Origin of the sequence: Mesomycoplasma hyorhinis ATCC 17981, assembly GCF_000383515.1 — a bacterium.
Classification (GTDB): domain Bacteria; phylum Bacillota_I; class Bacilli_A; order Mycoplasmatales; family Metamycoplasmataceae; genus Mesomycoplasma; species Mesomycoplasma hyorhinis.
Map to the genome: position 1 here is coordinate 14,833 of NZ_KB911491.1, position 26,351 is coordinate 41,183.

General features: G+C 25.9%; 27 protein-coding genes. 8 read left to right on the forward strand and 19 right to left on the reverse strand.

The features are described from left to right. Together F801_RS0102130 and F801_RS0102135 are read left to right on the forward strand one after the other, a co-directional pair. Entirely contained in the window at window positions 1-1,026 is a 1,026-nt protein-coding gene (locus tag F801_RS0102130) for a carbohydrate ABC transporter permease (RefSeq protein WP_014582617.1), read from the forward strand. Further along, complete coding sequence (locus F801_RS0102135; RefSeq protein ID WP_014335392.1) at window positions 1,010-1,864, forward strand: ABC transporter permease subunit; 855 nt, start codon at window positions 1,010-1,012, stop codon at window positions 1,862-1,864. Before F801_RS0102130 ends, F801_RS0102135 begins: the two co-directional genes overlap by 17 nt. Here the strand turns inward: F801_RS0102135 and rsmA are convergent. The 6 genes from rsmA to msrA all read right to left on the reverse strand — a co-directional run bounded on the left by rsmA (window position 1,851) and on the right by msrA (window position 7,378). Beyond that, a complete protein-coding gene (gene rsmA, locus F801_RS0102140) occupies window positions 1,851-2,624 on the reverse strand; it encodes a 16S rRNA (adenine(1518)-N(6)/adenine(1519)-N(6))-dimethyltransferase RsmA (RefSeq protein WP_013301955.1) in 774 nt (257 codons plus the stop codon). The genes F801_RS0102135 and rsmA overlap by 14 nt on opposite strands. Then, the gene (locus F801_RS0102145; protein ID WP_014335391.1) at window positions 2,605-3,882 is read right to left on the reverse strand and encodes a TatD family hydrolase; all 1,278 of its coding nucleotides are present in this window, start codon (window positions 3,880-3,882) and stop codon (window positions 2,605-2,607) included. The genes rsmA and F801_RS0102145 overlap by 20 nt, the downstream gene beginning before the upstream one ends. Before the next feature lies 1 nt (window position 3,883). Continuing rightward, window positions 3,884-4,498, reverse strand: coding sequence for a 16S rRNA (guanine(527)-N(7))-methyltransferase RsmG (gene rsmG, locus F801_RS0102150; RefSeq protein ID WP_015084023.1), 615 nt, complete (start codon window positions 4,496-4,498; stop codon window positions 3,884-3,886). Continuing rightward, window positions 4,498-5,478 (reverse strand): ribose-phosphate pyrophosphokinase, encoded by a 981-nt coding sequence (locus tag F801_RS0102155; RefSeq protein ID WP_014335389.1) that lies wholly within the window; start codon window positions 5,476-5,478, stop codon window positions 4,498-4,500. Before F801_RS0102155 ends, rsmG begins: the two co-directional genes overlap by 1 nt. Window positions 5,479-5,615: 137 nt before the next feature. Next, on the reverse strand, window positions 5,616-6,872 hold the full coding sequence (gene tyrS, locus F801_RS0102160; RefSeq protein WP_020104577.1) for a tyrosine--tRNA ligase: 1,257 nt from the start codon (window positions 6,870-6,872) through the stop codon (window positions 5,616-5,618). Between the two features lie 8 nt (window positions 6,873-6,880). Then, window positions 6,881-7,378 carry a peptide-methionine (S)-S-oxide reductase MsrA gene (gene msrA, locus F801_RS0102165; RefSeq protein WP_014335388.1) on the reverse strand — a complete coding sequence of 166 codons (498 nt, stop codon included), beginning with the start codon at window positions 7,376-7,378 and terminating at the stop codon, window positions 6,881-6,883. 150 nt (window positions 7,379-7,528) lie between these two features. Between msrA and gyrA the strand changes: the two genes are divergently transcribed. From gyrA to F801_RS0102180, 3 genes are all read left to right on the forward strand, one after another. Continuing rightward, the gene (gyrA, locus tag F801_RS0102170; RefSeq protein WP_020104578.1) at window positions 7,529-10,162 is read left to right on the forward strand and encodes a DNA gyrase subunit A; all 2,634 of its coding nucleotides are present in this window, start codon (window positions 7,529-7,531) and stop codon (window positions 10,160-10,162) included. Window positions 10,163-10,267: 105 nt separating this feature from the next. Continuing rightward, window positions 10,268-10,939, forward strand: a complete 672-nt coding sequence (locus F801_RS0102175; protein ID WP_020104579.1) for a sugar-phosphate nucleotidyltransferase — start codon at window positions 10,268-10,270, stop codon at window positions 10,937-10,939. Beyond that, entirely contained in the window at window positions 10,920-12,185 is a 1,266-nt protein-coding gene (locus F801_RS0102180; protein WP_014335385.1) for an HNH endonuclease, read from the forward strand. The genes F801_RS0102175 and F801_RS0102180 overlap by 20 nt, the downstream gene beginning before the upstream one ends. On the opposite strand, the gene ligA is transcribed toward F801_RS0102180, so the two are convergent. The 12 genes from ligA to F801_RS0102240 form a co-directional block, all read right to left on the reverse strand. Further along, entirely contained in the window at window positions 12,174-14,195 is a 2,022-nt protein-coding gene (gene ligA / locus F801_RS0102185) for an NAD-dependent DNA ligase LigA (protein WP_020104580.1), read from the reverse strand. The genes F801_RS0102180 and ligA overlap by 12 nt on opposite strands. Window positions 14,196-14,216: 21 nt before the next feature. Next, window positions 14,217-15,176, reverse strand: coding sequence for an energy-coupling factor transporter transmembrane component T family protein (locus F801_RS0102190; protein ID WP_013301945.1), 960 nt, complete (start codon window positions 15,174-15,176; stop codon window positions 14,217-14,219). Next, window positions 15,166-16,080 (reverse strand): ATP-binding cassette domain-containing protein, encoded by a 915-nt coding sequence (locus F801_RS0102195; protein ID WP_014335383.1) that lies wholly within the window; start codon window positions 16,078-16,080, stop codon window positions 15,166-15,168. Before F801_RS0102195 ends, F801_RS0102190 begins: the two co-directional genes overlap by 11 nt. Beyond that, complete coding sequence (locus F801_RS0102200) at window positions 16,071-16,871, reverse strand: energy-coupling factor transporter ATPase (RefSeq protein WP_013301943.1); 801 nt, start codon at window positions 16,869-16,871, stop codon at window positions 16,071-16,073. The genes F801_RS0102195 and F801_RS0102200 overlap by 10 nt, the downstream gene beginning before the upstream one ends. A 16-nt stretch (window positions 16,872-16,887) precedes the next feature. Further along, window positions 16,888-17,436, reverse strand: a complete 549-nt coding sequence (gene hpt / locus F801_RS0102205) for a hypoxanthine phosphoribosyltransferase (protein WP_013301942.1) — start codon at window positions 17,434-17,436, stop codon at window positions 16,888-16,890. Window positions 17,437-17,500: 64 nt separating this feature from the next. Further along, the gene (gene rsmI, locus F801_RS0102210; RefSeq protein WP_014335382.1) at window positions 17,501-18,238 is read right to left on the reverse strand and encodes a 16S rRNA (cytidine(1402)-2'-O)-methyltransferase; all 738 of its coding nucleotides are present in this window, start codon (window positions 18,236-18,238) and stop codon (window positions 17,501-17,503) included. A 1-nt stretch (window position 18,239) separates the two neighbouring features. Next, window positions 18,240-19,133 carry an AAA family ATPase gene (locus F801_RS0102215; RefSeq protein WP_014335381.1) on the reverse strand — a complete coding sequence of 298 codons (894 nt, stop codon included), beginning with the start codon at window positions 19,131-19,133 and terminating at the stop codon, window positions 18,240-18,242. Further along, complete coding sequence (gene tmk, locus F801_RS0102220) at window positions 19,112-19,759, reverse strand: dTMP kinase (RefSeq protein WP_015084018.1); 648 nt, start codon at window positions 19,757-19,759, stop codon at window positions 19,112-19,114. The genes F801_RS0102215 and tmk overlap by 22 nt, the downstream gene beginning before the upstream one ends. A gap of 16 nt (window positions 19,760-19,775) precedes the next feature. Next, the gene (locus F801_RS0102225; protein ID WP_020104581.1) at window positions 19,776-20,348 is read right to left on the reverse strand and encodes a toprim domain-containing protein; all 573 of its coding nucleotides are present in this window, start codon (window positions 20,346-20,348) and stop codon (window positions 19,776-19,778) included. Next, the gene (locus F801_RS0102230) at window positions 20,348-20,635 is read right to left on the reverse strand and encodes a YbaB/EbfC family nucleoid-associated protein (protein WP_013301937.1); all 288 of its coding nucleotides are present in this window, start codon (window positions 20,633-20,635) and stop codon (window positions 20,348-20,350) included. Before F801_RS0102230 ends, F801_RS0102225 begins: the two co-directional genes overlap by 1 nt. A gap of 24 nt (window positions 20,636-20,659) precedes the next feature. Then, a complete protein-coding gene (gene dnaX, locus F801_RS0102235) occupies window positions 20,660-22,798 on the reverse strand; it encodes a DNA polymerase III subunit gamma/tau (protein WP_020104582.1) in 2,139 nt (712 codons plus the stop codon). A gap of 1 nt (window position 22,799) precedes the next feature. Beyond that, the gene (locus F801_RS0102240) at window positions 22,800-23,657 is read right to left on the reverse strand and encodes a DegV family protein (RefSeq protein WP_013301935.1); all 858 of its coding nucleotides are present in this window, start codon (window positions 23,655-23,657) and stop codon (window positions 22,800-22,802) included. Between the two features lie 109 nt (window positions 23,658-23,766). Here F801_RS0102240 and F801_RS0102245 point away from each other — a divergent pair, with 109 nt between their 5' ends. Genes F801_RS0102245 through F801_RS0102255 form a run of 3 tightly spaced genes read left to right on the forward strand, consistent with a single transcriptional unit; the run spans window position 23,767 to window position 25,898 of the window. Then, complete coding sequence (locus tag F801_RS0102245) at window positions 23,767-24,081, forward strand: hypothetical protein (protein ID WP_020104584.1); 315 nt, start codon at window positions 23,767-23,769, stop codon at window positions 24,079-24,081. Between the two features lie 19 nt (window positions 24,082-24,100). Beyond that, the gene (locus tag F801_RS0102250) at window positions 24,101-25,090 is read left to right on the forward strand and encodes a lipoate--protein ligase (RefSeq protein ID WP_020104585.1); all 990 of its coding nucleotides are present in this window, start codon (window positions 24,101-24,103) and stop codon (window positions 25,088-25,090) included. 4 nt (window positions 25,091-25,094) lie between these two features. Beyond that, complete coding sequence (locus F801_RS0102255; RefSeq protein WP_020104586.1) at window positions 25,095-25,898, forward strand: alpha/beta fold hydrolase; 804 nt, start codon at window positions 25,095-25,097, stop codon at window positions 25,896-25,898. A 77-nt stretch (window positions 25,899-25,975) separates the two neighbouring features. Here the strand turns inward: F801_RS0102255 and F801_RS0102260 are convergent. Beyond that, the coding region (locus F801_RS0102260) for an IS3 family transposase (RefSeq protein WP_020104587.1) at window positions 25,976-26,351 on the reverse strand (376 nt) is incomplete at its 5' end.

The following is a 26,351-nucleotide window of genomic DNA, read 5'->3' on the forward strand; positions in this document are numbered from 1 at the left end:
ATGAAGAAAAATAATAAAATTTTAAACAAAATGTCTTCATTTTCTGAAGCAACTTGAAAAAAACTATCTCTTAGTCTGAGAAAAAATTGAAAAGGTTTTACTTTGATAACTCCTTTATTAATTTTTTTAATTGTTTTTTCAATTTATCCTTTGTTAAATTCATTTTTTTACTCATTGAGAGACTTTGAACAATATAGCAGGATAAAATGACACTTCGGAATTAGTAATTATCATTTTCTTGTTTCTGATTATAGATTCATTGATAGTGTGAAAAATTCTACTATTTTGTTTTTTGTGGCATCCCCTATTGCAATTATCGTTGGTTTTCTTTTAGCTTTGGTTATATCTTCTTTGACCCTAAAAATTTCAAAAAATATATTCATCACTGCTCTTTATTCACAGTTTTTTATTTCTGCATTTGCTGTAAGTGTAGCTTTTGTTTTGTTATTTGGTGATAGAAATGTACTAAGTGTATTGTTACAAGAAAAATTTCATTTTGGAAAATACGATTTTGTTAGTGGAAACCAAAAAACACCTTTAATTATTTTATTATGTATATTTCAACTTTGAAGAGCAATTCCGTTTAATACTGTTTTATTTAGTTTTGCAATCAATAAAATTAATCTTAAATATAGTAAAAATCTAAAAATAGATTCTTTATCTTTATTCGATAAAGTTAAAAATTTGTATTTTCCTGAAATGAAAATAACAATTTTTAACATTGTTTATACAAACTTTATTTTTGCTGCGTTGCTGTATCCTCAAGTTTTAATAGGAAATAAAAATTTAAAAGATTTTCATGGAGACACACTAGCTTCTTACATTATTTCTAGAATAACACAAGATGCTAATGCACCTGTTGCAATGGCAGCATCATTTTTTACCTTCATTTACCTTTGCTTTTTGCTGTTATTTATTTATTTACTGCGTTGAAAATTTATAAAGTTATACATAAAAGCTGCAATATTTTTAATCACAAAAATAAAAAAATCAATTAAAGGAGTAAAAAATGAACTCACTAAGTAGCAAACATTTTTATCTCATTTATAAACTAATTTTTGAAGTTTTAAAATATGCTTTGATTAGCTTTGTAATTATTTTGATTTTGTTTCCAATTTATTTTTTAATTGTTCAAGCATCTTTGAATAATAGTGAAGCTCTTTCAAATAATGTTTTTTTAGCTCCTAAAGATAGTTTATGAACTAACATAAAAGAAGTAATGGATCAATTATTTTTAAATGGATTTAAAAATTCAATGTTAAGTGTTCTTTTAATTAATTTTTTAAGAATTAGTTTATACTCACTTGCATCTTTTGGTCTAGTAAAAGTAAGTAAATTTAGTAAAAAAGTCTTCTATTTGCTTTTTATTTTTGTATCTTTAACTCCTGAAATTTCTTTATATATGGGATATAAAATTTTATTATACAAAAGCAATATTTTAGAATCTAATGTTATTTTTCCTTTAATAATAAACCAAATTTTTTCGTTTTTCTTATTAATGTATTTATATAAAATTTTAAGTTCAGTTCCACAGAATAAAATTAAGTTAATGACAATTGATAACTTAAATATGTTTCAAAGATTTGTTTATGTGTATTTAAAATATTTGAAAATGCCTTATTTTTTAATAATTATTTTTTCTTCAATCCAAGCTTGAAATGATTTCTTATGACCAACATATATTTTAACTTCAAGTAGTGAACAAACTATTTCTATTTGATTTCAATTTAGTGGAAGTAGAGATGCTTCAGCAAATTTTTATAATTTAAAAGCAGCAGCTTCATTTATAGCGTTAATTATTCCCTTGTGTACTTATTTGATTTTTTCTCCATTTGTTAATAAACAAATTTCTAAGAGTTTTTAATAAAATCATAAATTTGGATATATTGATTAAGACTGATTTGTTGCGGTCTTATGTTATAATTTAAATTGAATTTAACATATAACTCTTTAATTTTTTCTTGATTTAAGAAAGTAGAAAGATTATTATAAAATGTTTTTCTTTTCATAGAAAAACATTTTTTTGTAAAATCTAAAAAACCTTTTATGTATTCTGGATTTAAATTTTTTTTGAATTTAAAAGAAACTAAAGCCGAATTAACTTTAGGTTGCGGACTAAAACTAGAAGGTAGAATTTTTAACTCTTTTTTAACATCAGCTACTAATTGACAAGCAAGTGATAACTTTGAAAAAGCACTTGTTTTTTCTTTAGCTACTATTCGATCAGCTACTTCTTCTTGTACCATAATTAGCATAGATTTAAATTTATTAACATTCTCAAAAACCTTGAATAAAATTTGACTTGTTATGTAATATGGCAAATTTGCAACAAGAATTTTTGGAGTTGTAAAATCTAAATCAGCTTCTAAAAAGTCTTCATTTTTAAGCATAAATTTAGAACTTTTTATTTTATTTTCTAAACAAACAATCAAATCTTTATCAATTTCATAAGCTAATAAAGATTTTGCAGATTCTAAAAGAGGGATTGTAATAGCTCCTGTACCTGGTCCGATTTCTAAAGCATCCTCATCTTGAGAATTGGCAAGCTCTATAATTTTATTGATTACAAAATCATCTTTTAAAAAATTTTGTCCAAATTTTTTTTTAGCTTGAATGGTCTTCATATAGTTTTATATTAAAAATTCCTTCTATATTTTTTTTGACTTGTTGAGTTAAAGAGTGTAAACTAATTTCTTTGATTCTTGAAAGTAAATAAAAACTTTGTTTAATGCAAAAACTGTGATTTGGTCACAAAGATCTTTTTGGCTCAGGAGATAAATATGGAGCATCTGTTTCTAGCACAATTTTTTCTAAATCAATATGTTTTAAAATCTTTCTTGCTTCTTGGTTTTTCTTATATGTAATAACTCCTGAAAAAGAAAAAAATACATTCTTTAATTGTGCAAAATATTGATAAATTTCAAAGTTTGCAGAAAAATTATGAAAAACAAATTTAACATCCAAAAAATCACTAACGACTTGTTTTATTGTGTTGAAAAGGAAAAAATTTTTATCATTTGCATTGTCTCTTATGTGCAACATTACAGTTTTATTATATTTTTGTGCGATTTTAACTTGTTTTATAAAACACTTTAGCTGTAATTCGAAACTAGGTGATTGATCATAATATAAATCCAAACCTACTTCACCAATACCTGCTACTTTTGAATTTTTTGCAACAATTTCTTCTAATAATTGAAAATTATCTTCATTTGTAATATTATTAGGATGAATCCCAACAAGTGCAAAAAGATTTGGTACATAGTCTAAATATGAAATAATTTCTTGATTATCTTCTCAAGAAGTACCAACTAAAAGCATTGCTTTTATATTGTTTTTGTAGTTAAATTCTAATTCTTGTTTTGGTTCTTTATAATATTCTTTAAAAGGATGAGTGTGAACATCTGAAAAAAAATAATTTTCTTCTAAGTAAAAATGTAGCAAAATTGCTTCATTTTGTTTGCTAATTTCTTTAAAAATGAAGCTTTTTTTCACTAAATTGTATATTTTTTCTTCTAGTTGAATTTCTATGAATTTGTTTTTTAAATTAAGTGTATTAATAAAAAAATCTTGAATGAATTCAAAAGTTAAAATACTTCATTTTTCTTCATTTAATAAAGAATTTATTCTTAAATCAATTGTAAAAAAGTTGGTTTTTATGCTATCTTGAATTATATTTAGATAAAGACCTATTTCTAAAAAATCATCATCTTCATCTACTAATAAAAATTCTCAAAAATTTTCTTGATTTTCTAAAGTAAAAATCTTAAAACTATCTTTAGTTGATTTTGAAACTAAAGGAAATAAATTTGCTTCATTTTTATAGCTTAAATGATATTTATTTTGATATTTTGGTGTGGGTTTTACAAACTGTCAATTCATATTATTTCTTGTTGGCTTTTAGTATAAAAATTTGTTTATCAAGATCTGATTTTACTTCTTCAATTGAATAATTATAATTTTTTAGAACTTTTTTGTGTTCTAAAACTTCATCCCAAATTTTTGGACCTTTAATTCATAAAGAAGTAGTTGTAGGATTTTGCAATTTTTTAGTGATTTTAAATAAAAAATCTAGATTTCCCACCGCTCTTGCTGTAATGTAGTCAAATTTAGCTTGCAAATTAGAAGCTAAATCATTAATTATTTCAAAATCTAAATTTAATTCTTGCTTTACTAATTGCAAAAAATCACATCGCTTTTTTAATTTTTCAACAATGACTAATTTTATATCAGAATTGATAATAAAGAAAGGAATTGAAGGAAAACCAGCACCTGCCCCTACATCTAGTAAAGCAATTTTTTTGTTTTTTAAATATATACTTTGTTTTAAAGTAATAATAGATTCATAAATTCCTTCTTTTCATAATTGATCTTGAGTAAAGCCAGTGAGATTCATAACCTTATTTTTTTGTTCAATTAAACTAACAAATTTTTCTAATTGTGAAAAAATTTGTTCATTATTAACTAAATCTCTAGTTTTTTCTTTAAAAAAATACATTATTTTTTAAAGTTTTCTTTCAATTGTGAGTATATAGATGAAATTGATGTTGAAAATATACAAGCTTTTATGGTATCCGCAATAAATTCGGATAAACAAGCAACTTCTAACTTGGAATATTTTGCTTCAAGTTCTGAATTATCAATTGAATTTGTAATTATAACTTTATCTACATTTTTACTTTCTTGAAATAGCTCAAAACCTTTGGAAAAAATCCCATGTGTAGCAACTACTGTTACTGATTTTGCGCCATTTTTTTTGAGCATATCAGCGGCTTTAATAATTGTTCCACCTGTGTCGATAATGTCATCAATAATTATTGTATCTTTTGCTTCAATATCACCAATAATTCCTTGAGCTTCGACTTGATTTGTTCCTATTCTTCTTTTATCAATAATGGCAATTTTTGTATTTTCATTTAATAATTCAGCTAGTAATCTTGCACGAACAGCTCCACCGTGATCTGGAGAAACTATTGTATAATTCTTATTTTTTTCTTTAATTTTCTTCGCAAGAATATATTGACCTCTTAGTTCATCTACTGAAATATTAAAAAATCCTTGAATTGATGGATTGTGTAAATCTACAGAAATAATTTTTGTAGCTCCAGCAGTTTCTAATAAATTTGCAATTAGTTTTGCTGTAATTGGTTGTCTTCCAGTTGATTTTCTATCTTGTCTAGCATAGCCAAAATAGGAAAGGATTACAATAATATCTCTAGCATATGCTCTTTTTAATGAATCCATAAAAATTAATAATTCCATAATATTATCATGAACAGGTTTGTGTGTACTTGCAACTACAAAAACTGTGGAATTTCTAATAGTTTCAACTGATTTTAAAAGTACTTCTCCATCAGCAAACTGAGTTTTTTCAATTGGTGTTAAAGGTATTTTTAAAATTTCAGAGATTTTATTTGCTAAATTTTGGCAATTTGGCATTCCAAATAAAACAACATTTTTTTTATTTTCAACAATCATATTTTCCTTTTTTTATAATACTAATAATAAATCTAAAAATTATATTTTTAGTTATTATATTACTTTTTCTGCTTCTTATTTTGAGAAATTTAAAAATAAAAAAATCCACTTGTTAATTTGGATTTTTTATTTTTAATTTATTCGAACGAAACAACAAAAAAGTTCTTTTTACCTTTTTTAATTAATAATTTGCTAAAGTTTTGTTTTAATTTTGAGTTAATTTCTTCTTGAGACTTAATAATTTGACCATTTACTTGCAATGCAGAGTCTTTAATAAATTCATTTAGTTCTCTTTTAGATGAAAAAATTTTTAATTCAACTAATTTGTTAGCGTTGAATTCAGATTCTTGAAGTACAAAATTATCTACAGATTTTGCTAAAAGATCTAAATCTGCTTGATTTAAAAGCTCAAAGCTTAAGTTTTTAAATAACAAACTAGAAATTTTTAAACATTGTTCAAGTGTTTTTTGTCCATGAAGATTTAAAATAATTTCTTGTGTCATTTGATGTTGTAGAAACTTCTCTTTTTTATTTTGGCTATGTTTTTGAAGGATTTTTTCAATTTCACTAAATGTTTTAAATGAAGTTCATTTAAAAAATTTTTCTGCTTGAAAATCTGATAAATTTATTAAAAATTGATAGAGTTTAAAAGGAGAAGTAAGATTAGAATCTAATCACAAAGCATCACCATCAAATGTTGTTTTTCCAAATTTATTTCCATTTTCATCTGTTAAAAGTTGGGTTGTAAGTCCAAAACAAGGCGAAGAATTTTTATCTTCCAAACTTGTTTTTTTAATCATATCAAGCCCTTGAACAATGTTTCCTCATTGATCTGATCCACCAAGTTGTCCAACTATATTGAATTTATCAAATAAATATTTAAAGTCTCAAGCTTGAATTAATTGATAACTAAATTCTGTAAAAGAAAGTCCTGTTTTAATCCGTGAAGCAATAGAATCTTTGGTTAATAGCAAAGCAACATTAACATTTTTTCCAACATCACGAAGAAAATCTAAAACATTCATATCTTTGTAAATATCAAAATTGTCAAAAACTTGCAAATCAAATTTTTCCAATTGTGCTTTGATATAGTTTTTATTTTTAATAATAGCTTCATTTGAGAGTAAAACTCTTTCTTTAGAAACAAAGGAAGGATCACCAATCATTCCTGTTGCTCCACCTAAAACTGCTATTGTTTTAACTCCTGCTCTTTGAAAACGTTGTGCTAGATTTATTAAAATATAATTACCCAAATGGAGTGATTTAGCTGTTGGATCAAAACCTACATAAATTCCTTCATTTTGCCGCATATTTAACAATTTTTTTTCATCACTAATATCTTTTAAAATTCCTCTTAGTTTAATTTCCTTTAACAATTCTTCTTTTTTCTTCATTTTTACCTTTATTTTTTAAATTTTTCTGGCACTGAGTCTAAGTTAATGTGACAATATCCATTTGGATTTTTATCTAAATATTTTTGGTGATATTCTTCTGCAATAGTTAAGTTTTTAACAGGTAAAAACTCTATTGTAGTTTGAAGTTTTGCTTCATTTTCAAAGGATTTATTAAGTTGTCTAAAAATATCTAAGAGTTGTTGATCATTTGAGTAAAAACCAATACGGTATTGTACTCCTACATCGTTTCCTTGTTTATTAACTGAAAAGGGATCAACTATTTTCAAATACAAAGTTCAAATTTGTTCTTCTGTCAAAAGCGAAGAATCATAAACGAGTTCAACTGCTTCAACATGGCCTGAACCTGCACAAACTTGCTTGTATGTAGTTTGTTCTGTATCTCCATTTAAGTAGCAAACTCGAGTTTGAACAACACCTTTTACTCTTTGAAAAAAGGCTTCTACTCCTCAAAAACATCCAGCTGCTAAATATATTTTTTTTATCATTTCTTTCCTTATTTTAAATTGAAAACTTTAGCTTGATTTTTTGATTTTTTAAACAATTTTTACTTAAAAAACCAGTTGTATTTGGAAATTATATAACAATAATTTGATATAATTTTAAAATATTAAATTAAAGGGTTTTAAAGGATTATTATGTATTTCAAAAATGATGATGACGAAGTAAAAAACAACATTCAAAATGAACAACCAGAGTCAAAAGAAAATGATTATGAAACTTATGAAGATGAATTAAAAACTGTTTTTAATGAAGAAAATGAAGAAGAAATTGATGAAGATGAAGCAGAACTAGAACAAAATCAAGAAGGTTTCCAAGTAATTTCCCAATTAATTGAGTCAGAAGCTGACAACATTGTTCCTAAATATATCTCTGAAGAAGTTAGAACTTCGTTTTTAGAGTATGCAATGTCTGTTATTATTTCGCGTGCTCTTCCAGATGTTAGAGATGGTTTAAAACCTGTTCACAGAAGAATTTTGCACTGTATGAATGAACTAGGAATTACACATTCTGTAGCTTATAAAAAATCAGCAAGAATTGTTGGTGATGTTCTTGGAAAATACCACCCACACGGAGATGCATCTGTTTATGATTCAATGGTTAGAATGTCACAAGATTTTGCCCTTAGATATCCATTAATTGATGGTCATGGAAACTTTGGATCTATTGATGGTGATGAAGCTGCTGCTATGCGTTATACTGAAGCTAGAATGTCTAAAATAGCTTCATTAATGGTAGAAGACATCAAGAAAAATACAGTAGATTTTGTACCAAACTATGACGGTAGTGAACAAGAACCACAAGTTTTACCTGCTAGATTTCCAAATCTTTTAGTTTCTGGAGTCTCAGGAATTGCTGTGGGTATGGCTACTAAAATTCCCCCTCATAATTTAAAAGAAGTTATTGAAACTTTTATTTTATTAGCTCAAAATCCAGATATTTCAGTTCAAGAACTAGCAAAACATTTACCAGCACCTGATTTTCCTACAGGAGCTACTATTTTAGGAACATCAGGAATTAGACAAGCTTATGAAACAGGACGTGGAGCATTTGTTCTTCGTTCTAAAGCAAAAATCGAAACTTTTAGCAGTGGTAAAAGCAAAATAATTGTTTATGAAATTCCATATGAGGTTAAAAAACCACAAATAATTGAAAAAGTTGTTCAACTAGTTAGAGATAAAAAAATCCAAGGTCTTAAAGATGTTCGTGATGAAACTAATAGAAAAGGAATTAGAGTAGTTTTTGATGTTAAAAAAGGATTTAGTCCTGAAATTATTTTAAACCAACTCTACAAAGAAACTGATTTACAAATCACTTACAACATCAATATGTTGGCCCTTGTCAACGGTATACCAAAAGTGTTGAATTTAAAAGACATTTTATACCAATACTTATTACATCAAGAAGAAGTTGTAACTAGAGGATTACAATTTGATCTTAAAAAAGCAAAAGAAAGACATAACATTTTATTAGGTATAAAAATTGCGGTCGAAAACATAGACGAAGTAATTAAAATCATTAGAGCTTCTAAATCAGATGCTGAAGCCCAAACAACATTGGGTCAAAGATTTGATTTAAACGAAGCCCAAACTAAAGCAATTGTAGATATGCGTTTAGGAAGATTAACTTCTTTAGCTATTGAAAAACTTATTGCAGAAATCAAGGAATTAGAAGAAGAAATTGAAAGAATTACTTCAATTATTAACTCACACGACAAACTAATTGAACTCATTGTTAATAACCACAAAAAAATTATTGAAAGCTATGCAGATGACAGAAGAACAGAGATTGTTCATGGAAGCATAGGTCAAATTGTTGATGAAGATCTAATTAAAGAGCAAAAAGTTGTTCTTACATTAACTAAAAATAATTACATTAAAAGAATTAATTTAGATGAGTACAGAATGCAAAATCGTGGTGGTACTGGATCTTCAACAGCAACAACTTACAAAGATGATAATTTAAAAAATATATTAGTTGCAAGTACACATAGTGATTTACTAATTCTTACTTCAAAAGCAAGGATTTTTAGACTAAGAACACATCAAATTCCTGATTTATCCAAACAAGCAAAAGGTGTTCCTTTTATTAATTTAATTCCAATCGAAAAAGACGAAGATATTGTTTCTCTACTGGTAACTCAAGAAAATTATGAAGATGATAATTTATATTTAGTAACAGTTTCAAAACTTGGAATCATCAAAAAAACAAGTCTTTCTCTATACAAACGGATTTCAAAAAATGGACTAATTGCCTTGAATTTGAAGGAAAATGATGAACTTTTAACTGCATTTATTACCACTGAGGAATCCGAAATCATCATCGGAGCTTCTAATGGTAGATCAGTTAGATTTGATAACCAAGACTTTAGATCATTATCTAGAAAATCTATGGGAGTTAAAGGAATAACTTTAGGTGAAAATGAAGTAGTTGTTGGTGCTTCATCAACTGATCAAGGATCAACGGTTTTTGTTCTTGGTCAAGAAGGATATGGTAAAAAAACTCATATTGATGAATATAGAAAAACTGCTCGTGGTGGAAAAGGAGTAATTACTCTTAAAACTGAAAAAGCAGGTAATTTAGCTTTTATTTCCTGTGTAAAAGGTGATGAAGAAATTTTAATTTTAACTAAACAAGGAATAGTAATTAGAACTTCATTAGAACAATGTAATGATGTTTCTAGAAATACGAAAGGTGTTAAGTTAATTACTTTAAAACCAAAAGATTCTATTCAATCTGTTGCAGTTCTAGAAAAAATTTATGAACTTTAAGAACAAAAAGTTTATTTAAAAAAACTTACTTTTTAAAAGTAAGTTTTTTTAATTTGTTTATTTTAAAAAATAATATAATTCTATTTACTAAAAAGGAGTAAAATTATGAAAACTATTGTCGAAAAAGTTTATGAAAATCTTAAAAACAACGAAATAAATCATAGTATGAAAATTCTTGAAGATTATATTTCAACTTCAAAAGCAAGAAATAAAAACAGCATTACAAAAGCTTTTAACTACAAAAATGATGACGAATGATACACAACTAGAGAAGATGTGCAGTTTTTTATTGATAACGCAAATATACCCAAAGATAAAGTGATTTGGTGTCCTTTTGATGTTGAAGATTCTAATTTTGTAACTGTTTTTAAAAAAAATGGTTATAAAGTTTTGCATTCTCATATTTGAGATCAACAAGATTTTTATGAATATGAACCAAAAGAAAAATGAGACATTATAATAAGTAATCCTCCTTTTAAAGGAAAACATAGACTTTTAGCTAGACTTTTAGAATTTAATAAACCTTGAGCTTTAATTTTTGGAATTCAAGCTTTAAATAGTGAAAAATTTTGTCATGAATTGCAAAAATTTAAAAGAGTTCAATATGTACATTTAAAAAGAAGAATGTGCTTTACAAAAGATCACTTAAATTATGATATTAAAAATTTACAAAGACCTTCTTTTGCAAGTATGTGAATTGCTAATGATCTTTTTGATAAAGATATTTTAGTGTGAAATGGAGTTGATTATAAAAAAGATGGAAAAGAATTTTTCTAAAATAACAATTCAAGTTCCAAAAGAATTTATTGCAAAAAATGATATTTTAAAGTCCATTGTTGAACTCATAAATTATGATTTTAAGCAACTTGCAAATATTAAATTTGAAGATGTAATTTGAGAACAAATTAACGAACGATTTCAAGGATTTTTTATAAAAGAATTAAGTTATTTTGTTTATATTACACAAAAATTAGATTCCAAAACATTGAAAACAAGAAGTAGAAATACATTTATAAAACAAAATGCATTACCTTTTATTAGAAACTATGAAAAACATTTCAAAAATTTTCATAATGTTAAATTATTTATGAGTCTAAATCCTGTTTCATTTTCTTTAATAAAAAACAAAAATGATAAGTTTACGATAGCAGAATCCATTTATATTGATTTAAAAATATTAATATCACTGTATGGCTTTGCTATAACTAAATCTATAATTAATTTTGCTAATATTAATGAAAAATATGAAGAAAAATGAAGTAATTTAAACTTAGAAACTTTTATTGCTCTAAAAAGAGAGAAAAGTAACGTAAAAAAACGAAATAAACCTATTATTTTTGAACTTAGTCAAAATAGAGAAGAAATTACTGTTTATGCTAAATTAGAAGGCGCAAATGTAGCAGATTCTTATTTTAATTGTAAATTTATACAAGAATTAAATTCAAAAGAACAAAAAAATTTTAAGCTATTCTTATTCATTATAAAACCTAAAGTTCAAGATGTTCATATATTAAAAGATTTTCAAGATATTGGTTTTAATATTATTAATTATTATTCAGATGAAAATGATTATGATAAAGCAACATATCAATTAAACTTGAGACCAAAAAGTAATAGAAATCAAGGATTATTTAGAGCAAATATAATTAAAAAGTATAATAAATATGTTGATATTTATGAATGTTTTGCTTGTGAGTATAGATTAAATTTAGTTGCTGCTCATATTCACAGAGTTGCAGATATTAATAAATTAAAAACACACTCAAAATTTATAACCTCTGCTGAAAATGGTTTTCAATTTTGTCCAAATCATGATAAGGAATTTGAAAACGGAATGATTTATTTTGATTTAGATGACTTTCAATTCAAGGTAAATTCCATTAAAATTGATAATCCTAATGACTATAATCTTTTGAATAAAAGAATAAAAAATAAGCTGTCAAAGTTTAAAAAAGAATTATATTCTAATAACTTTAAATTTATGATTGAATTTCATTTAAGAAGAATTGGTTTAATTGATTAAAAGTTTGAAAAATTCTTCTTCTGAAAGGATTTTAACACCAAGGTTACGTGCTTTATCTTCTTTAGAGCCACCATTTTCGCCTAAAATTAAATACGAAGTATTTTTGGACACTGATGACGAAACTTTTCCTTTATTTTGAAGGATAATTGATTCAATTTGGCTTCTTGATCTAGATAAAGTTCCTGTAATTACAAATGATAAATTTTCTAAAATGTTAGAGTAAGTTTCTTCTTTTATTATTTCAAAATTTACTTGGATTAATTCATTAATAATTTGTAAATTTGCTTCATTTTTGAAGTAATTTTTCAAACTTTCAACTGTTTTTTCGCCTATATCTTTATCTTCTAAAAAAGTATCAAAATTAAAGGTTTTTAACTGTTCTAAATTATCTACTTTCTGAGCTAACATTTTTGCTGTTTTTTGTCCGATGTGTTTGATTCCTAAAGCAAAAATTAATTTATCTAAAGTAGTATGTTTAGCTTTTTCTATTGCATTTATTAGCTTTAAAATAGATTTTTGTTGGAAAGATTTTAGCTTAGAAATTTCTTCAATTTTGGTAGCTAGCCTAAAAATATCAGGTATAGATCTAATTAAATTTTGGTCTCAAAAAAGTTCAATTTTTTTCTCTCCTAAATCTTTAATATCTAAACCTTCTTTTGAACAAAAATGAATAATTTTTCTTAACTGAATACCGAGACAATTGGGATTAATACAAAACTGATCAATTCCTGTTTCGCTATCTATTAAATCGGAATTACATTCAGGGCAATTTGTTATTTTTTCAAAATTAGTTTTTTCAAATTTTTCTACTGATTGAATAACCTGAGGGATAATTTCTCCAGCTTTTTTGATATAAACCATTGAGTTAGTATTTATAGCTAAATCTTTAATGTAATTATAATTATGTAAAGTTGCTGCAGAAATAGTAGAACCTTGAAGTAAAACAGGTTCTAAAACAGCATTGTAAGTTATTTTTCCTGTTCTTCCAACTGTTGCAAAAATATGTTTTAATTTAGTTTGAACAACTTTGTCTGAAAATTTAAAAGCAATAGCACTGTGAGGGAATTTTGAAGTAGTTCCTAATTCATCATAAAGTTTAAATTCATTTACTTTAATAACTACACCATCAATTTCATAATTTAATTTGTTTTCTTTTTCTTGAATTTCTTCAATTAATTGATAGCTTTGGTGAATATTTGCTTTATGTTGTCCTAAATTATTTGTATTAAAACCAAGGGTTTGTAAAAACTGTATACTTTCTTCAACAGTTGCTAAATTATGCAATTCTGGGTTTACTACTTGATAAACAAAAACTTTTAGATTTGCTAGTTTGTTACTTTTAGAATCTAATCTTCTAAGTTGACCTGCAGCTGCATTTCTTGGATTTAAAAACAATGGTTTCTCAAGCCTTGCTTGTTCTAAATTCATATTTTTAAAGCTTTCTAAATCAAGAAAAACTTCACCACGAATTTCTATATCATCAAAATAATTAATAGATTTTGGAACATATTTTGCATCAATGTTTTCAATATTATGACTTACATCTTCACCTGTAGTTCCATCGCCTCTAGTAACTGCTTGGGTAAATTTACCTTGTTTATAGTGAAGCGAAATTGAAATGCCATCAATTTTAGGTTCTACATAAAATGAAGCATTTTCATCTATTTTTATAGCTTTTTGAGCAAACTTTTCTAGTTCTTCTAAACTATATGCTTTATTTAAAGACAACATAGGTTGTGAATGTTTGATTTTTTGAAATCTTTCATCTACTTTAGCTCCTACAATCTGTGTGGGAGAAGCATTGTTTTCTTCTAAAGTAAATAAGTAAAAATATTTTTTTTCTAATTTTTTTAATTTATTTAGTTCTTGATCATAGACTAAATCATCAACAATAGGAATATCTAAATCAAAATAATGATGATTTCATAAATGAAGTTTTTGACGAAGTTCTTCAATTTGTTTTTTTGCTTGTTTTTCTTCATTTTTATAGTCTTTTTGGTCGATATTCATAAATAATTCCTAAAAATAATTTTAAACTTTTTGATTTGTGTATTTTCATCAAAGAGGTAAATCATTCATTATATGACCTACATTTTTTTCAGTTATTATTACAATTGTAATTAATGTAATTAATGCTAATAAGAAAAGATAGTCAAATCATTGAAATCTTATTTTACGATATTTTGTTCTTTTAGCATATGGATCATAACCTCTTACTTCCATAGCATTGGATAAATCTTCTGCTCTTGAAAAAGAAAGAACAAATAAAGGAATTATTAAAGTAATCATTGATTTTGCTTTATCTTTTTTCTTACCATTTTTGAAATCTACACCACGTGAGGATTGTGCTTTCATAATTCTACTTGCTTCTAATAACAAAGTAGGAATAAATCTAATAGCTATTGAAACAATCATAGCAATTATATGAGTTGGAATAAATAATAATCTAAGTGGTCAAATTAAATCTTCAATTCCTTTTGTTAGTAAAAATGGTTTTGTTGAATAAGTTAAAATTGTTGTTGAAATTATCAAAGCATAGATTCTAAGCGAAATTATTCCTGATCTAATCAAAGATAAAGTTCCAATTTGAAACTCAATTGAAGTATTTGGAATTTTTGTTACTTTCATTCAATGAACATAGTTGTAAATTTCTTCTGTATTTAAACCTAAAAGCGAAAAGCCTATTTTTTGTGCATTGGGCGAATCAATAATATCGTTTGCATTTTGTTCTGTAATTAAAAATCCATAAATAATTAACATAAACAAAAACAAAAGAATAGGTAATTTTAAAAGTTTAATAATATCTATTCATCTTTTGGTTGTGATATAGAAAAATACAAGTGTAAAAGAAAGTAAAAACAATAATGTAATGATATGTGAAATTACAAAAAATAAAATAGCAAAAACAATATTAAAAACAATTTTTAACCTAGGATCTAAACGATGAATTATAGTATCACGTGGTACATATTTTCCGACATTAATTTGCATGTTTTCCTTTTAATTTTAAATTAATTGCTTCTGCTAACTCTTCAAGTGAAGAAACATCTTGAATATCTAAACCACGTTTTCTTAACTTTTCAACAAAATATAATAAGTTAGTTGGCATCATCTGATTATCTTTTAAAAATTGGTTATCAGATAAGATTGAAAAAGTATCTCCGTCTTTGACAATTTCTCCATTTTTGAACACAATCGTTCTTTTTGTTCATTTTAAAACATTATCTAAATCATGAGTTGCTAAAATGATTGTTTTTCCACTTTCATAAAGATTGTTCAAAATCAAAAGCATATCATCTGTACCCGCGGGATCAAGGCCAGCTGTTGGTTCATCAAAGAAAATTATATCTGGCTCCATGGCTAAAATTCCTGCAATCGCAACTCTTCTTTTTTGGCCTCCAGATAAGTTAAATGGTGATTTTGGAAGATAAGATTCATCTAAACCGACTAGTTTAATAATTTCTTTTGCTCTTTCTTTTGCTTCAGCTTTTGGTGTACCCATAGACACAGCACCAAAAATTATATCTTTTTCTATAGTTTGTTCAAAAAGTTGGTATTCAGCAAATTGAAATACAACACCAACTCTTCTTCTTATTTCTTTGATAAATTTAAGTTTTTTTTGAAAGCTCTTCGGTTTTTGAATTATGTTTTTTATAACTTCTACTTCTTGTGTTTTTGGATCTTTAGCTTTGTAGACAAATTCTACTTCACCTTCATCAGGAGTTAATAAAACATTCATATGTTCAATAAATGTTGTTTTTCCTGAACCTGTTTGACCTATGATGGCAATGAATTCATTTTCTTTAATTTCAACACTTACATTGTTTAGTGCTTTTAGTTCTGTAGGTAATTTTTTGTTGAAAATTTTAACAATATTTTTTGCTCTTATTTGCATAGTATATCCAATAATTCATCTTCATCATAAGTGGGGCTAATTCCTTGGATTAAAGAAGAAAGTTTATAAATAAAAGGAGAATCAATTTTTGCTTTTTCTATGATTTCTTTGTTATTTAAAATATGTTTTGGTTCACCTTGAGCGATTAATCTACCTTGTGAAAACACTAACAACTCATCTGCTAAAACTGCTTCATTCATATTATGAGTTATTGAAATAAGTGTTTTATCTCCTTGTTTTCGCAGCTCGTTAATAATTTTAACAACATCGTATTTTCCTTTTGGATCAAGCATAGATGTTATTTCGTCAAAAATAATTATATCTGGATTTAAAGCCAAAATTGAAGCAATTGCTACTCTTTGTTTTTGACCACCAGAGAGAAATTGAGGCTCATTATCCAAGTATTTTAGCATATTGACTTTTGTTGCTAATTCAGTAATTATATCCTTCATTTTCTTTGGATCTACACATTTATTTTCCAAGCTAAAAGCTATGTCTTCTTCTACAGTTGCTCCAACAAATTGATTATCTGGGTTTTGGAAAATAATTCCGATTTTCTTTCTTATTTCAGGCAAAGTTTTCGAAGACATTTCAATATTGTCTATAAAAACCTTTCCTTTTTGTGGTTTATAAATTCCTGAAATAATTTTTGAAAGTGTAGATTTTCCTGATCCGTTATGCCCTAAAACAGCGTAATACTTTCCTTTTTTAATATTTAGCGAAATATCTTGTAAAGCTCAAGTATGTTGTTTTTCGGAATAACTAAAAGAGACCTTTTCTAACTTGATCATGAGTGTCCTTTTTTTACTAATCTTTTATAAATTCTTTCTTTAGAATTCCAATATAAGGAAGATTTCTAAATTTTTCTTGATAATCTAGTCCATAACCTATTAAGAATAAATCAGGTACTTCAATTCCTATTTTATCTGGTGTAAATTCTACTTTTCTTTTTGCAGATTTGTTCAATAATGAAGCAACTCTGATGCTTGTTGGTTGTTTTGTTTTTAAATATTCAATAACTTTGACTATAGTAATTCCAGAATCTACAATATCTTCTATAATTAAAACGTCTTTGCCTTTGATGTCATGAGCTAAATCGGTAACAATTTTAATTGTACCTGTGGATTTGCTAGCTCCATAATAAGAAGATGCTACTATGAAATCTATTGTATGATCCACTTTTACACTTTTAATTAGTTGTGCTAAAAAGAGTATTGAACCCTTTAATAAACCTACTAATACTAAATCTTTTGAGTCTTTATAAGTTTCATTTATTCACTGGGCTACTTCTTTAATCTTGTTTTCTATAAATTCTTGAGTATATAAAATTTTTTCAACTCTATAATCTTGTTCCATATATCCCTTTTTTTAATTTTATTTTTTAATAAAAATGTATTTTTTGCTTAGTTAAATTTTCTTATTATATCACCTTTTTCTCAAAAATTTTTGAGTATTTTTCGTACTTATTTTTTTTAACTTTTAATTTAATTTCTGATTCAAGACGTAACACAAGAGTAAATTCTCCTTTAACATTTTCACCCAAAGCTTGTTTAATATCTGTAGCTGAACCTAAAAAATACCTCTCATGAATCTTGGTCATTTCTTTAATTAAGAACAATTTTGCTTCATTTTTGAAGACTTTTTCAATATCTTCCAGGGTTGCAATTAATTTATATGGTGAAACAAAAAAAACATAGGAAATATCTGGTAAAAATTGTTCTAATTGTTTAACTCTTTGCGAAGACGTTTCTTTTAAAAATCCTATAAAAATGAAGGGTAAATTAAAGCCAGATAAAGCGAAAGCAGAAGTTACTGCGCTAGGTCCTGGAATAACTTCAAGATTAATAAAATTATTATGACAATACTCTACTAAAATTTGTCCAGGATCAGAAATTAAAGGGGTTCCTGCATCTGAAATTAAAGCAATTTTTTTGTCTTGTTCAAGTAATAAAGATATTTTAGATAAAGATTTGTACTCATTGAATTTATGATAGGAAATTAAATGTTTATTACTTATTTGGTAGTGATTTAATAACTTTGAACTAACACGTGTATCTTCACACAAAATCACATCTGCATCTTTGAGGATTTCTAAAGCTCTTAAAGTAATGTCTTTGAGGTTTCCTATAGGAGTTGAAACTATAGAAATTTTTTTCATTTTATTTTAGACTTTCGTAAAAATTTACTAAAAAATTATTTTTTTGTAAAGTAAAGTTTTGAGCTGTTTCTAATGATTGAATAAAGTTTTCAATTAAAGAAATAATTTCAAAATGCTTCGGAGCAAATTTGTCCTTCTGTTGCTTCAATCTGTTTTCTCAATTTCTAAAAATATCCTTTCAAAATGAAGGAAAAATAGAAAAATCTTTAGCAAATATGCTAAAGAAAAAGAGTTTTAAAATTGAGAGTAAAAACAAAGCATTTTCTTTTGTTAACTTCTTATAAAAAAAGTTAATCAGTTCCAAATTGCTTTTATAATGTTTGTTTAAAGTTTGTTGAATTTCTTTTAATAATTTTAAATTTTCATCATTAATATTTCTTTTAACTTGTTCTAAACCAGAATAGATGTTAACAAATAAAGTGTTGTATTCAAAAGCTTTATTTTCTTTGTTTAAAATTTCAAGAATTTCTTTTTTATTATCTTCGTAAAAATTAAAAACTTGACATCTAGACCTAATAGTTGGCAATACTTTATCAATATGTGTAGTAGTTAAAATTATTAATGTGTTTTTAGGTGGTTCTTCAAGAGTTTTTAAAATTGCATTTAAAATGGAAGTATTTGCTAAATCAATGTTTTTTATTAGTAAAACTTTTTCATCTTGTTGCGTAAATGAAGAAAAATAAAGGTCATTAAAAGCGCTTAGTATCTCTGATTTGTGTAAAGTTTTTTTAACATCAAACATTTGAAAATTTAAATTATTTTTATTAGGATTAACTCCTACTTTATGAAGCAAAATTTCTACATTTTTGTCTATATTGTCTTCATTTAAACTAGCAATTAAAAAAGCATGAAATAATTGTTCTTGGGTAGCGATTATTTTTGAAAAGTGTTTCATTTTTTAACTAATTTTTCTCTTTTTTCTTCAAAAGCTTTTTTAATTTGTTCAAAAACTTTATCTTCATTTTGAAGTGCATCAATACGAATTATTCTTTCTGGATATTTTTTTGATAAATATTCATATCCACTACAAACTTTTGAAAAAAACTTGTTTCCTTTATCCTCTATTCGATCATTATCAGAAGTTTTTCTTTCAAAAGCTTGCTGAATTGGAACATCTAGCCAAAAAGTCAAATCAGGTTGGGTTTTATTAGAAATCCAATCATTTAATTGTTCAACTTGATTAATATCAATTTCATTTCCAAAAGCTTGATAAGCAATAGAAGAATCAATAAATCTATCAGAAATAACAATTTTTCCTTCTTGTAGTGAAGGTCAAATAAGTTTTTCTAAATGTAAACGACGAGAAGCTGCAAATAAAATTACCTCTGTAAATTTGCTAATTTCATATTTTTTATCCAATAATAAATTCCTAATAATTTCGGCTTCACGAACTTGAAAACCACCAGGCTCTCTAGTTAAAATTATCTCTTTTTTTGGAAATTCATTTTGTAAGTAATGATACAGTTTTTTAATTAACGTTGATTTTCCTGAACCATCAATTCCTTCAAAAGTTATAAACATTTTGACTCACTTTTCTTTATTTTCTGTTCTTTATTGCTTCTTTTAGTGTTAATTCATCAACATACTCAATTTGAGCTCCAAGAGGTATACCACTTGCTAATTTGCTAATTTTAACGTTTTTTAAATCTTTATGATTCATAACAAAATTAGCTAAAACTAAACCTTCAATGTTAAATGAAAAAGCTACAATTAATTCTGTATTTTCTCTAATTAAATTTTTTAATTTATTTATTTTGGCAGTTAAATATTTATTGTCAACACCTTTTTTATAATCAAAAACAAAGTATTTTCCTTCATAAAATCTTAGATTTTCAAATTTAATTACATCGCTTGAATTTTCAACCAACATAATTTGTGAACTTCGATCTGGATCTAAACAAATTGAACAAACAACATTTAAAGATACAAAATTACAACGCTCACAAGGTTGGAGATTTTGTTTTAATTTAATAATTTTTTGACTAAGATCTTGAAAAAATTCAATATCTTTGTTCAATAAAAAATAAAAAAATTTTTCAGCTTGTTTTTTGCCAACACCAGGAAATGTTTTAAAAGTAGAAATTAGCTCTTCATATTCCTTACCAAACATTAAAAGGGTGTTCCTTCTTGTTTAGGCATAAGTGCTTCGTGTTTTTTATTAAGTTCTAATAATGCTTCATTAATTGTAATAATTAAGAGTTCTTCTAGAGTTTCCATATCATCTGGATCAGCTAGTGCTGGATTTATAGTTAGTTTTTTAATTTCTCTACCACCTGAGATAACTAATTCAATTCCGTGTCTTGAAAATGTGAATTCTTCTTGATTTAGTCTTTTTTCTTTTTCTTTAATTTCTTTTTGCATTTTTTGTGCTTGTTTCATTAATTCTTGTATATTCATAATAGTCTCCTTATATTTATTAATTTATATGATTTTTCTTTTTTTGTTAGGAAAAATTTCAGATAATCTGTTTTCATCACTTAAAGAATCAGCATTGATTTTCGCCAAAGGAACAATTTGCACCGATTTTAAAGTAGCTGAATTTGCTTTTCAATTGCTAATAGTTTTTTGACTTAACTTGTTAGAAGCAACAAATAAGTGCATTGGGGTTTGAAACATATATTCTAACAATTTTCTTGAAAGTAAAGAATTGTTTTTTACTTCTTTGATTAACAAATTTTCTAATTCATTATTTTCTTCTGTATTAGAAATCAAAATAAATTCTGATGAACTCACAACAATTTTAGTTGTTTTTAACAAATGAGCAAAAGAAGAAAATTCTGTACTAGCTGTTGCTAAATCCAATTTATCATTTCATTGTTGTTTTAATTTAGCATTAATACTTTTTGCTGGTTCACCTTCTTTTATATAAATACGGAATAAATTATAAATTTCTTCTTCTGTTAAATAATCTTCTGCTTCTTGTACAGAAACAGGTGATTGGAAATCATTTGGATTAAAAAATTCTTGATTTTCAAGGATACTAGCTGTATTCTCTAAAGGTTGTTCTGTTTCTGAATTAGTTTGATCTGCTTCATTGTAGTCAAAAAGCGACATACCTTGTGGATTGTTTACAGCAATAGTTTTTTCGACTGTTGCAGTATCTAAATTATTTTTTATTTGTTCAACTAATTCTTCTTCATTTAACAAACCTAAATCTTCAAAATGTTCTTCTTGAGTGTTTATATTTTTGATTTTTTGTGAAGGAGTTGAACTGGTTTGAAAATCTTCTTTTCAACTGTTTGTTGCTAGTGGGTTAGTATTTTCTATTGTTAGTTTTTCTACAACTGGCTTAGTAGGGGGTTTTTGAGGATTTGATCAAGAATAATTATTTTTAGTTTTTGTTGCTAATTCTGTGGCTGTTGAAATATCTTTGATCGAATTTATAACACTTTCGTTATTCGCTTTTAAATCTTTAGCTTCATAAAGACGTTTTATGTGCAAATCTCTAGCATCAAAACCAGATATTGATGAGTTTGCGTCATTTGATTTTTCAGCTACTGCAAATAATTTTATAATTGCAATTTGAATACTCATTGCTGGATTATTAGAACTTATTAATTCTTTTTGTGTTTTGACTAAAACATCTTGAAGTTTATATGCTGTTAAAAGAGAAAGAGGAATTTTTTCTATTTGTTCAACTGAAAATCCTTCTAATAAAGTAATATCTTTTGTTTTTTGATAAATAATAAAATTTTTAACTAAACTAATTAAAGAACTAATTAAAATATTTGGATTAGCACCTTGTTCTAAGATAGTGGAAATTAGGTGGAAAATTTGTTGAAGATTTTCATTATGAATTTCTTTTAATAAATTAATAAGTTTTTGAGTTGAAGTAAGACCAAAAAGATTTTCAACATCAATCATATGAATTTTTGATCTTGAAAAATTATTTAGTTGTTCAACCATTGCTAATGCATCACGTAAGCTTCCAGATGAGAGCTGAGCAATTGCTCATAGCGCTTCTTTTTCATAGGAAATTTCTTCTTTTTCAAGCACATATTCCAGTCTTGAAACTATTTCTTTTTCACTAATTTTTCTAAAATTAAAACGTTGAACTCTAGATAAAATTGTCAAAGGAATTTTATGAGCTTCTGTTGTTGCTAAAATAAAAATCACATGTTTTGGTGGCTCTTCTAAGGTTTTTAAAAAAGCATTAAACGCACTAGAAGACAACATATGAACTTCATCTATTATGTAGATTTTATATTGTGAATTTGTAGGCAAATTGTTAACATTATTAATTAATTCTCTAATTTCATCAACACCGTTATTAGAAGCTCCATCCATTTCAATAATGTCAAAAGAATTGTTCACAGAATCTTGACATTTTTGACAAGGAATAAACAAATCGGTTTTATGTGAACAATTTAGTGTAGTTGCAAATATTTTAGCAACTGAAGTTTTTCCAGTTCCTCTAGGTCCTGAAAATAAATAAGCGTGAAAAATTTGGTTTGTCGAAATAATATTTTTTAGCGTTTGAATAATAAAATCTTGACCAACAACATCTACTAAAGTTGTTGGACGATATTTACGATAAAAAGCTAAGTAATTTTTTGACATACTAATTAAAAATCTCCACTATTTGCTTGACATATTTATCTTCTACTTTTAAAACTGCAAAAGCTATTGCTTGTGGCCCTGTGTGAACAGAAATAACATCCGGAATATTAAAAGTATGAATAGTTTGTTGTGAATAAGTTTCCATTTCTGTTCTAATTTTTTCTATATTTTCATTGTAAGAATGAAGTAAAACTATTTGATGACCTGAGCCAAATTTATCAACTGTTTGTTTAAAAAATTTCAAAATTGTTTTATGAAAAATGTTTCCTTTTCCTTCTTTATGAAGCTTTCCTCCTTCAAATTTTATTACCGGAACAATTTTTAGTAACTTAGTAAGAACAGCTGCTGAAGACGAAAGACGACCTGAATTTACTAAGTAAGAATTATCATGTGGAAAAAGTAAAAATTTTCCTTCAACTTCTTGGTTCAATATTTCAAATGCTGTGTCAAAATCAACACCGGATACAATTTGGTCTCTAAATCTTAAAATATCTAAAATTATAAGAAGAGTTAACTTTGTTGAACTCACTACTTTAACATTTTCAAAATCCTTTGCTAAATTAACAAAATTTTGATACTGTGAAGAAAGATACTGACTAATTGGATAAAGAATAACTTTATCATATTCTTTGCTTAATTTTTCAATTGTTTCTTGAACTTGTCCTAGTAATGTTGTTGATGTTTTAACCTTACTTTTTTTGCTAATTAATTCAAAAATTTCTCCTTCTTGCAAATCAATTCCGTCTTGATATTCTTTGTCATTGATGTAAATTGTTAAGGGTAAAAAAAACACATCTAATTTATGTGCTAATTGTGGATTTAGTCCAGTAGAAGAATCTACTACTATTGCTATTTTCATAATATTGGAAATTATAATAAATTTTCACATTTCTACTAAGGGAAAAAAATAGAAAACTAAAAAATCTTTTCTATAGTTTAAATAACTAAAAAAATATATAATTTTAATTATGAACACCTTGCAAACTAAAAACAGTAAAGAATTAAATTTATCATTTGACTTTATTGTAAAAAAACACGAATACAGAATTCTCGATATTGAACTAAACGGAGCACTAAGACAACTAGAATATTCAAATAGATATTTTGAATGATTTATTGAAGATTTACTTTATTTTTTAGATATGAATAGATATCAAAAAAGATGGGATTATGAAACAATAAACATTTTTAATGTACAAAGTTTGAAGCTAAATGAAGAAAATTTGAAGAACTTTTTAAAATATTTTTCAAGTGTAACTAATTTTAATCTAATAGCAAAATAAAGAAAAAGAAGGAATTATTATGATAATTTATGTTACAAAAAAAACTTCGCCATTTTATACCCTAGCAATGGAAGAATTGCTTTTAAAAGACGAAAGCATCAAAGAAGACATTATGTATTTTTACCAACATGATAATGCAATTATCATTGGTAAAAACCAAAATATCTACGAAGAAGTAAAACTAGACGTTGTGGAAAAAGAAAAAATTGAAGTTTATCGTAGACTCTCAGGTGGTGGCGCAGTTTATCATGACCTCGGAAATATAAACTTTTCTTTTATAACTAAAAAAGAAAACAACAATTATGAAAAATTTCTATCACCAATTATTGAATTTTTTCAATCTTTAGATTTAGATGCTAGATTTAAAGGCAGAAACGATTTAGTTGTTAATGGAGCAAAAGTATCCGGAAATGCTCAAATTGTTTACAAAAATAGAATGGTGCATCACGGAACCATTTTGTTTGATGCTAACTTATCAAAACTTTCTGAAGTCTTAATTCCGAACAAATTAAAGATAGAATCTAAAGGAATTAAAAGTATAAGACAACGTGTAACCAATATTTTATCTGAATTAGATTTTAAAATGTATCACGATGAGTTTATTGAAAAATTAATTTCTTTCTTTGAAAAAAAATATCAAAGCAAAAGACAAGAACTACCTTCTAAGTATGACAAAGAATTAAAAGAACTAGGTGAATTCAAAAAATCAAAAGAATGAGTTTATGGAAAAAATCCTTCTTTTTCCTTCAAAATTCAAGCAAAAACAGATGGTGGGATTTTGAAAATTCTTGCTAATATTGAAAATAATAAAATTTATGATATTGCTTTTGAAGGTGATTTTTTATCACAAAAACCAGTGGAAGAAATTTATCATTTGTTTATTGATCAAGAATTTTCCAAAGCAAATATAGGTAGAATTTTAGACTCAATTGAACTAGAACATTATTTTGGAGCTATTAAAAAAGAAGAAATAATTGCTTTGTTTTTTGGTGAACTAGGAGGTGAATAAAAATATGTTTACAAGAAAAACTATGGATATTGATGGTGAATTAATTTCTTATATTGAAGAAAATAATGACAAACCTAAAATTTTATTTTTACATGGTTTTGCTTCTTCTAGTGAAGCAGCACAACAAGTTTATAATTTAACTAATCGAAGCTATGGAATCATAGCACTTGACTTTCCGGGTTGTGGGCATTCTAGTGCAAAAAAAGATATAAATATTGAATATTATCAATTTATTGCAAAAAGATTTGTAGAAGAACTTAATTTAAAAGATTTTATTGTAATTGGCCACTCTTTAGGTGGTGCAAGTGCACTTCATTTATTAAATGAAAAATTAGCAAAAAAAGCAATTTTAGCAGCACCTATAAACTATGATATGCTTCATTCTACAAATCAAAAAGTCAAACTAAAATGATTATTACCTGAAAATCTACAACAAGCTTATGAAAGTGTGGATTCACTTGTTTTTGTAGATAGATTAAATTACAAACAGAATCTGGACAAAACTGCTCAAAGATTTTTCAACTTTATGAGCATAAGAAAACCAGTATTTTTAGATATGGTGGTTAACCAAATTCTAAATCCTGATTATCTTAAAAATAGCATTAAAAATCTTTATTTAGCAAACAATGATTACGAATTTATTATAGGTGAAAAAGATTTGTTTGTAACTTATAATTCTATTTTATCTGTTGCTTTAGAAAATCACAAAAAAATTAATTCAATACCTGATTGCGGACATGCATTATTTTTTGAAAAACCTGAAGAAGTAAATCAAATTATTGAAGACATTATTAAACAAGTGAATTAGTTACGTTTAATTTAATAAAACAAAAAGAGCCCATTGAGGTGATACCCTTTTCTTGAAAAAATTTTTGAGTGTTTTAATTAATTATAATTTGAAATGAATGTTTCCCTGAATTTAATGGGAGACATTCATTTTATTTTATCTTTAATTTGTTTGTAATTGTAATAATAAATATAATTTGCAATTGCTTTGTGAAAGTGTTTAAAAGTTAAAAATTCTTTTTCGCGACCATAAAAACATTCTCTTTTTAATGTCCCAAAAAACGATTCAATAACGCTATTATCTAAACAATTTCCTTTTCGAGACATGGACTGAGTTATTCCTTTTTGTTTTAATTTTTCTGAAAATTGTTTATGTTGATGTTGTCAACCTTGATCACTGTGAAAAATTAAACCTTCAAGATTTTTGTGCTTTGAAAATGCTCTTTGAAGCATTTTTCTAATTTGCTGGTTATTA